At 46.0% G+C, this 10,828-nt stretch carries 7 protein-coding genes; all 7 read left to right on the top strand.

Annotated elements, in window-relative coordinates:
* The coding region (locus KDK16_RS06075) for a hypothetical protein (RefSeq protein WP_257275174.1) at nt 1–607 on the top strand (607 nt) is incomplete at its 5' end.
* Nucleotides 608–712: 105 nt separating this feature from the next.
* Nucleotides 713–2,197 carry a hypothetical protein gene (locus KDK16_RS06070; protein ID WP_257254422.1) on the top strand — a complete coding sequence of 495 codons (1,485 nt, stop codon included), beginning with the start codon at nt 713–715 and terminating at the stop codon, nt 2,195–2,197.
* A gap of 176 nt (nt 2,198–2,373) precedes the next feature.
* Nucleotides 2,374–3,303 (top strand): hypothetical protein, encoded by a 930-nt coding sequence (locus tag KDK16_RS06065; protein WP_257275173.1) that lies wholly within the window; start codon nt 2,374–2,376, stop codon nt 3,301–3,303.
* Nucleotides 3,304–3,544: 241 nt separating this feature from the next.
* A complete protein-coding gene (locus tag KDK16_RS06060) occupies nt 3,545–4,975 on the top strand; it encodes a hypothetical protein (protein ID WP_257275172.1) in 1,431 nt (476 codons plus the stop codon).
* Nucleotides 4,976–5,295: 320 nt separating this feature from the next.
* Nucleotides 5,296–7,005 (top strand): hypothetical protein, encoded by a 1,710-nt coding sequence (locus tag KDK16_RS06055; RefSeq protein WP_257275171.1) that lies wholly within the window; start codon nt 5,296–5,298, stop codon nt 7,003–7,005.
* Nucleotides 7,006–7,292: 287 nt separating this feature from the next.
* Nucleotides 7,293–8,777: a hypothetical protein gene (locus KDK16_RS06050; protein ID WP_257254426.1), complete on the top strand. Its 1,485-nt coding sequence runs from the start codon at nt 7,293–7,295 to the stop codon at nt 8,775–8,777.
* A gap of 215 nt (nt 8,778–8,992) precedes the next feature.
* A complete protein-coding gene (locus KDK16_RS06045) occupies nt 8,993–10,432 on the top strand; it encodes a hypothetical protein (RefSeq protein WP_257275170.1) in 1,440 nt (479 codons plus the stop codon).
* The last annotated feature ends 396 nt before the right edge of the window (nt 10,433–10,828 follow it).

The following is a 10,828-nucleotide window of genomic DNA, read 5'->3' as shown; positions in this document are numbered from 1 at the left end:
GCCTGAAAGATTTCTGGCTGTTATGCTCTCTCTATGTGAAAGCGCTTACCAAGACGCTTTTCCAAAAACAGTTATTGGTATTGGCTCGGGGCAAGCATTTCTTGAAAAATGTTTTAGTTTGATGGGCGACATTAATGTTAAATGCTATGACAAAGAACCATTAACTAACTTTTTACCTGTTGAACAAGCTGAATTCCCAAAAGATATTGACAAGTGCCTGCCTGATGATTGCAGTCATTGTTTACTGGTTTCAGCCTATCCACAAGGGTATTTAGGTCCTGTACTTTCGGAATTTATTCGACGGGGAGGGGAAATGCTCTGCACCACGATTGAGAATGATTTGTTTAGTGACATGCATGAAGGATATGAAGACGATCCCGAGGTTCTCAGGGACGGGATTAGACAGTTAAGGAATAAAAATGGAGAGTGCTTTGAAGTTGAATTAACTGATTACACGTTGATGGGGCCTCCATCAAGTATCCAGTTTTACAATTGGCCATCAAGTGTTAAGCAGCTTATGCTCGACTCTCACGATTCTTCGGCTATAAACGGTTATTGTGTTGATATCGTGTTTCCGCAATTCTTGGAATCAAGTTCCGATGAGTAATTGTTCTCCGGACAGCAGGGAGGCTTTTGTCTATTTTATTGCACTACCACATTTTTGGCCTACCTTTTCAACTTGTAAACACGAAATGAATTTGAGGGTAGAGTTTTGAAGAAAACACTTTCAGCGACACTGCTGTCGCTGCATTGGTCGTTATCTTTGATCTGTCAGGCCGAACCGTTGACAGGACATTTTGTTGTCGAGCATAAACAGAAGAATCAGAGCCTTTCTATTAAGCGAGACCTGAATTCATTGCCGGGCAGCCCGTCAGACATTGTCGACACTGACGGCTTTGCAGGATCAATTTTGCCGCCTGATGACAAAACACAAAAGCTTGGCGGTTATGGGCTGAAAATGACCTCTATTGAGTCCATTTCATGGCAATTGCATTGGGCTGTCTATATGCTGCTTACCTACGGACTCTTCTGGATCATCAAAGATGCGGCTCAGGACGGCGGACCTTATTGGTGGATATTTGCAGAAGGGATTGTTGCTGTCGGCTGGCTTTTAGAAAAAAACTATTGGAACACCGTTTCACCGAACCCAATGGATAAACCGGAGGCAAGTCAGAATGACTCGTTTGCGATCACCACAATGATGCTCTCCGGACAAGGTCAAAAACAAAATAACAAACCAAACCAGTCATCAGCATCATCCGGTCAGCAAGCCTCTGGGGCAACTACTCATCTTACAGGCTCTATCACCGGCCCACTGTCTTCAGGCTCTGGCGGGGGTAACGAAGGCCCTGAACAACATGACCAGTATACTTTGGATATAAATTGTTATATCGATTTTTGTCATGGCGTTTGTAAACTACGAGCATCATCCGATAGTACTGAGCCCGCTGAAGGGGCGCTGAATTTCTTAGAAACTTTGACAGACCATGCAGCAGGAACAACAGAGCAAGGCTTGCCTTTCCCACGAGAGAATGATCTCGGTCAAACTCTGGGTGATTCTGAGAAAAGCGTCCATCGGTCATCGATTAAAACCGACCCTGGAAATGGCTGTAAGAATACATACCCATTGGCTGCTGTGGCAGTCGGGGAATTAACCTGCGATTTAAAAGTGTTTGGCGTGGACGCGCGGAAGCGGTCATGCGGGATGGTCTGCAAGGGTTCGAAAGCTGTGCGGTACCACATAGAAAAGCACAAGGAACGGCGTGAGTGCTTTCTTAACAGAATCGACATGATGAAAATGAGAATAAGAATGAGAAGAGCCTCTCTCTACCCCGGGCAACACCCTTGTGATGAGAGAGTGGCCGGTACGGATGGCGAGGAGCAACGGTGTGGTGTGGTCTTGGATAATCCTCAGTCCCTGTGGTGTCACAAATTAAGATTTCACACCGGACCACAAATCAGTGAAGAGCAAGAATTCTGGGAGGATGGCCTGCCACACACATGTGGGCAGAGCTGCGAAAATGCCCCGGAGTTGGTGCGTCATAAAAAAAGATTCCACGAGCTGCGAAAATGCCACGAAATAGTGTTCTGTGAGAATGGCCACCTTCACCCATGCGGAATAGTCTGCGCGGATCTTCGAGAGTACTTTCGTCACATTAGCATACATCGAGAAAGTGAGTCTGTTGATAGGCAGTAGGTCGATGACAAAAAAGAGGTTTGTTCTCTTGATCTATCATTTTCCTGGTCTAATTTCCCCACCTAAGAAAGTTAAAACATAAAATGGATGTAAGGATAAAGTTCTTGATACACCTACGTTTTGTGACGCTGCTGTTGCTGCTGTCCTCGTCGTCTGTCATCTCTCAGGCTGCACCATTGAAAAGAAGTTTTGTTGTCCAGCTTCAACAGGATGGAGGTTCTCCGGGCCGGAGCTTTTCCATAAAACCTAACGAGCCGATGTTAGGCAACCCATCATACATTGCCGAAACAGACGGCTCTGCAGGATCAATTTTTCCGCCTGACGACAAACCACAAAGATTTGGCGGTTTTTGGGTAAAAACGGGCTTTTTTGATTTGATCTCGTGGCAGTTGATTGACGCCAATCATTTTCTGGTTGCTTACGAACTGGTTATGACCAACAATGACTTCGCTCTGGGCATCAAACCTTATTCATGGATACCAATAGAAGCGTTTTTCGTTGTCGGCTGGCTTTTACAAAGCTATTGGAGCACCGATTCACCGCTGTTTAGTCTAATGGGTAAACTGGAAGCAAGTCAGGACGACCCATATGCAATCACCACTATGACGCTCTCGGGTAATGGCCAAGAAAAAAACCAACAAAAAAACGAGCCAACAAAATCATCCGGTCAGCAAGCCTCAGGAAAAACTGCTCAATTCAAAGGCTCTCTCACCAGACCCGAAAATTTCGGCTCTGGCGGTGGTAACGAAGGGCCTGAACAACAACATACTTTCGGTTTAAATTGTTACGTCGATTCCTGTCATGGTGTTTGTAAACTCAGACCATTATCCGATGGCGATGGCGATGGCGATGGCGATGGCTCTGCTAAATGGTCGCTGAATCTCGTAGAAACTTCGACAGGCTACACCGGAGCAGTACCTGAACAAAGCTCGCCTTTTGTAACATTGACTCGTGAGCGGCAGCGGCAGATAAACTTGATCAACCGCAGGGCCAGAATTCGCGTGTGTTCGGAAAGAATATTCTTCATGAAGCGAATGAAGGAATATCTGCTCAGATTGGCTGCTGTTGCGGCCGAAGAAATGGCCAAAAGAGGTGGCACAGAGTAACTGTTTTGTGACGTGATGGTGCCCAATAAGAATGGCCAGTGGGCCCAATGCAAGACAATGCGCAAAAACCTTCAAGAGCTGTTGTTATGCAGTAGCGGGCTTTTTTTATCACAAAAAATTTTTCATCCCAGAGTAGAGCGAAAAGTTGTTTCAGTCGCTTATGACTGATTTATGACTCTCTTTTGATCTACCTTTTCTATCTTAAAAAGTACAGAACACAAAACGATGTAAGGTTAATGTTTTGAAAAAAACACTCTCTTTGGCACTGTTTTGGCCGCTATTCTCGTTTTCTATCATCTGTCAGGCTGCACAGTTAACAAGAATTTTTGTTGTCGAGCCTCAACAGAGTGGAGGTTCTTCAAGCGGGGGCTTTTCTATACAGCCAGATCAGCAAATATTGCCGGGCACCCCATCATACCTTGGCGACAAAGACGGCTATGCAGAATTCATTTTGTCGCCCGATGACAAACTACACAGACCGCGCGGTTACGGGCTAAAAAGGTTCTTTATTGAGTCGATTTCGTGGCAACTGATTTACGCCACTCATTTCCTGGTTGCTTACGGACTGGTTATGACCACCCATGACGTCGGTTTGAAAGCCAAACCTTATTCATGGATATCTGCAGAAGCATTTGTCGCTGTCGACTTGCTTTTGAAAAGCTATTGGAACCCTGATTCATCGCTTTTTAACCCGATGGATCAACTGGAGGCAAGTCAGAGTGACCCGTTCAAGATTACCTCTATGATGCTTCCCGGACAGAGCCAAAAACAAAATGGCCAACAAAAAAGCCAGCCGACAGTATCATCCGGTCAGCAAGCCTCAGGTGCAACCAGCAACCAAATGACAGGTTTTTTCACCAGCCCTCCGGATTCCGGCTCTGGTGGCGGAGACGAAGGCCCCGAACAACACCAGCATACTTTGGGTTTAAATTGTCACGTTGATTCCTGTGATGGCGTTTGTAAACTCCGACCATCATCCGATAGTTCTGATTCAGCTGAAGCGGCGCTGGGTTTCGACAATTCTGAGCCACACGCCCGTAGATCACCGATTAAAACCGACCCGGGAAATGGCTGCAACTACAGACAATCACTGACTGCAAAAGGAGTCGCAGCAATGGCAGTCGATTTGACTGAGGGACTGACCTGTCATTTGCAAGTACTTGGTGTGGATGGCCAGAAGCGGTCATGCGGGGTGGTCTGCAAGAGTCTGATAGCTGTGCGGGATCACGTAGAAGACCACGAATTTCGGCGTTATCACTGTCTTGAAAGCATCAACAGAATGAGAATGAGAAGAGCTTGTTACTATCCCGAGCCAAACCCTTGTGATGAGACAGTGGTTGGGGCTGATGGCAAGGAGCATCCGTGTGGTGAGGTCTTACCAAATGCTAAGTTCCTGTCGTGTCACAAATTAAAATTCCACACTGGGCCCCAGACCTGTCAGGAGACAGAGACCCTGGAAGATGGCCTGCAGTACCCATGCAGGTTGGTCTGCGAAAATGCTCTGGATTTGGCGCGTCATAAAAACGCATACCACAAGTCGCGGAAATGCTTCAAGATAGTGGTCTGTAAGAATGGCCATCTTCACCCATGCGGAAAAGTCTGCGCAGATTTTCCAGAGTGGTTGTTTCACGATAGAATGCATCGGGAAGGCAAGTCTTTTTACGTGCAGTAGGCTGATGATCTCAGTCTGGATTGGTTATAGTTCTCCGAACAGCAGAGAGACTTTTTCTATTCCAACATTTGGTTAATCTCTTATTTGAAAGGCAATCGTCGTTTTTTTTGTAATGCCGGGACACCGATGAACAAAAGTCCTTGCCCATGTTTTGCAGTAGTGTTTTTTTATTCCCGGTGCAACCTTTGGTTTTTCTGGAAAGACACGCTGACTTTCTTGATTTATCACTTTCTTGAACTAGCTTCATTTCAAAAAATGAAAACACGAAACAAAACACGAAACATTAGGTACGAAATATAAGACAGATTTAAGGTTAGGCTTTGAAAAACATACTCTCTTTGGCACTGATGTTGCCGGTATTCTCGGTTTCTGTCATCTTTCATGCTGCACACTCGACAGGAAGTATTGTCGTCCAGCGCCAACAGAGCGGAGGTTCTCCAAGCGGGAGTTTTTCTTTAAAGCCGGACCAGCGTAGATTGCCGGGCACTCCGTCCTACCCCGTCAATACAGACGGCTACGCAGAATCAATTTTGCCTGATGACAAACGACACAGGATTAACAGTTATGGGGTAAAAACCTCTTTTATTGAGTCGATCTCATGGCAATTGATTTATGCTGCTCATGTTCTGATTGCTTGCGAATGGGTTGTGACCACCAATGACGCCGCTCTGAAAGCCAAACCTTACCCATGGATACCTGCAGATGTGTTTGTCTCTTTTGGCTCACTCTTGAAAAGCTATTGGAACCCCGATTCATCAATATTTAGCCCGACTGAATCACTTAACTTGATTGAGCAAAAAATTCAACAACAAGAAGCGAATCAGGATCATCTGTTCACGATCATCTCTATGATGCTCCCCGGAAATGGCCAACAAAAAAATAGCCAACCAAACCCGCCATCAGCATCCTCCGGTCAGCAAGCCTCAGGAGTGGCCACTCATGCAGGCAATTTTTATTTCACCAACTTCCTGTCTTTCGGCTCTGGCGACGGTAAAGAAAACCCTGATCAACACCAGCATACTTTGGGTGTGAATTGTTACGTCGATTCCTGTAATGGCATTTGTAAAATACGACCATCGTTCGATAGTAGCGAGTCAGCTGAAGGGGTTCAGCAAGGCTCTCCTCCCCCTGCTCAAAGAGAGATTAAACGTCGGAAAACTTATCCTATCCATGGTCATATAGGTGGCGACCTGCTCTGGGATATTGATCTACCCAGTCTTGAATGGTGTCTTGCTAAAAGAGCTTATGAAGGGGCCTATGCTTTATCGGATTCTGAAGAACTTGATCTTTCAAAGGTTGACGAAGAAACATTCTCCAGTGCTTTAACTGAATTTTTTGTTGATCCAATATTAACTTTTCTGAATTACAGAGTGCTCGTGACAAAGCACGACAGAAGCGACGAGTATGTGCACCTTGCTGCTGCAATGTGCAATGCCCTTGGGAACGAATATGAATATATTGTTGGTTTTTGTGCCAGTTGTGCCCATACCTTCAAATTTGGCTTTAGTCACTCACTTTTTCATATGGCCAGGGTGTTAACGAAATCTCGTGCACATAAAAGTTGGAACTTGCATCAGTTCAGACAAGATGTCATCGAAGGCCTGGATACTGATCGCCAGACTCTCGCAGAGAAGATTGCCCATCGAGAGGTAGAGCGTGTAAACACTATTCTTCAACAAGGCTCATCCATAGAAGATAAATATGAGCCTGTTGGTAATTTGGCATTAATTTTCTTTGCCCTTTCCGCCAACAATCGAAAAGAAGCAGTCAATCTTTTTTGGGAGGCTTGTTTTATAGATGCAGATGGCAACAGGATAACTCGGGATGACGAGCCCCCTGTATTCAGCGGACCCTATACAACTGAACCCACAGAAACTTATCGATATGTTTATTCTTCAGTAAGAAATTTAAAAGATATTGCTCATTTACAAAAACTGGTTAATCTGATTAAAAACTTTTTAATTGCGGATAAAGGCACGGCTTCAGCAAATTGTGAAAACAGGCCCCTGATGCAGAAGAGCGCTCGTTAAAGCTTTCACTTAGAGGGTGTGGGTGCGCGGAAGGCCATAAATATACTCAAGAACCACTCCACCATGATGGGTAAACTACTGGCAGACATTCGTCGCCTTTTACTGTCATGCCGACTCCGTTTTAATAAAAAAGCCCGCTCATGTCTTGCATCAGAGGTTTTTTTACCTACCCGCTTTAACCTTTTGTTTTAAAAAAACGCTTATTTTCTTGATCTAACACCTTGTTGATCTACCTTTCCATTCTAAAAAATAAAAACAAGACACAACAATCAACAAAGTGGGAACCAATGAAAAATTCATCCTCTGTGGCACTGTTGTCGCTGCTGCTCTCTATGTCTGCTATCGGTCAGGCTGAATCATGGACAAGGCATTATGTTGTCGAGCTTGGACAGGATGGAAGCTCTCCTATGGGGATCTTTTCCATAAGGTCTGGCCAGCACACATTCCCAGACACTCCGTCACACCTTGTCGACACAAACGCCTATACAGAAGCAATTTTGCCGTCCGAAGACAAACCACATAGACTCGGTAGTTATGGTGTGAAAACGTCCTTTATTAAGTCAGTCTCGTGGCAATTGATTTACGCCACTAGTGTGTTGGTTGCTTACGATCTGGCTATGACTACCGATGACGCAGCTCCGGGTGCCAAACCTTATTCATGGATACCTGTAGAAGCCTTTTTCGCTGTTGGCTGGCTTTCAGGAAGCTATTGGAACACCGATTCACCGCTGTTCAACCCGATAGATAAACCGGAGGCCGGTCAGGATGACCCGTTTGCGATCAATACTATGATGCTCCCCGCAAATGGCCAACAACAAAGGCAACAACGAGAAGAGCGAACAGAGTCATCTATACAGCAAGCCTCAGGGGCAAGCACTTTTACAGGTGCTCTCACCGGTCCCCTGTCTTCCGGTTCAGGCGATGGTAACGATGGTCCAGAACAACACCAGCATACTTTAGGTTTAGATTGTCGCGTCAGTCCTTGTAAAGGTATTTGCATCTTCCGACCAGCATCCAGCAGGATTGAGCTGGCTGAAGGGTGGCTGAATTCCATGGACAGTACAGCAGTTGGAGGAGGAGCAGAACCTGAACAAAGCTCATTCCACGATGTCCCTGATCGATACTACTCTGCATGGGATTATTGCGATGCAGTAATTCACTTCGATCTCGATAATGCCTTTGATAATGTCATCGGTAATCAACGCGATCATTATTTCTATGTCACTGGACGCTTTGATAACAATCCAACCAATCGCCAACGCCCTATAGATTCAATGAGTGTGGGGGCAGCCAGTACAGCTGAAGAACCCATCCGTGACGAGACAGTGACCCGGGACGATAGACAGCATCAGCCATGTGGGAAGGTCTTCAGGAGTGATAAAGCTTTGCAGGGACAATTAAGAGAATACAACAATAGGCAACGGAGGCTACGTAAATTCATAATGGACGATATGGCCAAAAATAAAGGCCACTCTTATCTGAAAGTTTGTGAAGATAAAGTGCTCTGGCGGGATGGCCAGCGGCGAAAATGCGGGGCGGTCTTCGATAATGCTCAATGCTTGCTGGATCACAAAAGAAGCAACCACAAGCCGCAAATCTGTGACGAGACGGTGGCCGGTGGGAATAACCAACAGCCATGCGGAATTGTCTGCGAGGATTTTGAAGAGCTGATCCATCACAAGCAGTTCGATCACAGAGGAAAGCATCTAAAACACAAGCCTGTTGATTTGGAACAAGGTAATGACCTCGGTTTTCCAAAAGATAAACAGTAATTCGGCTTCCAATCAGACTCAAAACACGCTTCCGAGAGGGCATCCATCCATGGAAGTTCCTATACCACATGATGACTAGCTATCCGTGGTCATCTCGAATAAAAACGACAGCGTTTGTTGAGGAAAAACGCTTACTTTCTTGATCTGTCACTTCCTTGGTCTAACCTGACTGACTAGAAAATACGAAACACAAAAATAGATGTAAGGATATAGCTTTGAGAAAACCGCTCCCTGTGGTGCTGCTGTTGCTGATGCTCTCGTTGTCTGTCATCTGTAAGGCCGAACCATTGGAAAGTCGCTTTATTGTCGAGCTTGGACAGGATGGAGGTTCCTCAGACGTGACTTTTTCCATAAGGCCTGTCCAGCATTCATTTATAGACAACCCTTCATACCATGCCGACAGTGGCTATGAAGGACTCATTTTTCCGTCTGACGACAAATCACAGGGAATTGGTGGTTATGGGTTAAAAACATCTCTCATTGAGTCGATCTCATGGCACTTGCTTCACGCCGCCAACCTGGTGATTGTTTACGAACTGGCTTTTACCCCCCATGACACCGCTCTGAGTGCCAAACCTTATTCATGGATACCTATAGTAGGAGCGTTTGTCGTTGCCGACTTTCTTTTGAAAAGCTACTGGAACCCCGATTCATGGTTGCTTAACCCAACGGATCAACTGGAGGCGGCATCTATGTTGGCACAGGCGGATCACCCGTTTGTGATCACTAATATGGTACTTCCCGGGCGTGGTGAACAAAAAAATGACCAACAAAATCCATCATCAGCCTCAGCTGATCATCAGGCCTTAGGAACAACCGCCCAACTTACAGGCTCTATCACCAGTCCTCTGGGTTTGGGCTCTGGTGACGGTAACGAAGACCCTGAACAACGCGAACATACTTTCGGTTTAGATTGTTACGTCGATTCCTGTCATGGCGTTTGTAAACTCCGACAATCATCTGGTAGCGAGTCAGCTGAAAGGTTGCTGAATTCGGAAGGAAGTCCGACAGCCCCTGCGCAAGGAATACCCGAACAAGGCTCTATTGAAACGATGAATGAACTCACTCAAATCCTGCACCATTTTCAGCCACAAGCCCTGACAATATCGATTAATACCTTTCCGGCTAATAGCCGCAGCAATACATGTTGTGTACCGGATGCAGCGGCAGCCATGAAAGCCGGGGAACTGACCTGTAAAGTGCCCATGCACGGAGAGGATGACCAGCTGCGGCCATGCGGGTTTTTCTGCAATAACAGGAAAGCTATGCGGGCGCACAAAACGAAATACCACACGAAAAGTCGTCTGCACTTTCTTGAGGGTTTGAGCAGCATGAGAAAAAGCAGCTCGGAAAAGGCAAGACTCTTTATCTATCCCGAGACACACCGTTGTTACGAGACAGTGATCGGGGAGGATGGCCAGCAGCAGCCGTGTCATGAGCCCCTTCCAACGGCTCAATCGCTGTTAGATCACAAATTAAGATATCACCCCGAATCACAGGCCAGTGATGGGACAGCGATCGGGGACGATGGCCAGCGTTCAGGCGGAATAATGAGCGAGAATGCGCAGACCCATCAGGCAAAAGTGCATCGAAAACGCAAGCCTTTTGATGCAGATCGAGATGATCACCTTAACCCTCCGGAAGGTACAGAATGATCGGGCTCCCAGCCAGGCCCGAAGCAAGCTTTCAGAAGGGATGGATATCACACTATTTGTTATTTCGATTTTTAAAAAACCGGACAGTCGTCATCACAACTCGCATTCGACGATTCAGGTGGACTCAATCGGGGCCGGGTAATCGCCTTGCTGTAGCTCTGTCATCTTCCCTGAAGTTCATCGCTTTTCTCAAACCGGTTCTTACGACAGTCATCAGGTATCAGACATCGGTGTTTCAGTAAAATTTCAGCACGTTTGCCATGGATAGGAGAATGCATGAACCATTATGTTTTAGTTCTTTGCCCCTTGTCCTCTCGTCTATCCTCATTGCTCCTATCCACAGAAAACAAAGGATAGAACCATTAAAAGTCTACTCTTGCACGTATTGGTCTTTGT

Source organism: Endozoicomonas sp. SESOKO4, from assembly GCF_024606275.1.
This window is presented reverse-complemented; position numbering and strand designations above follow the sequence as displayed.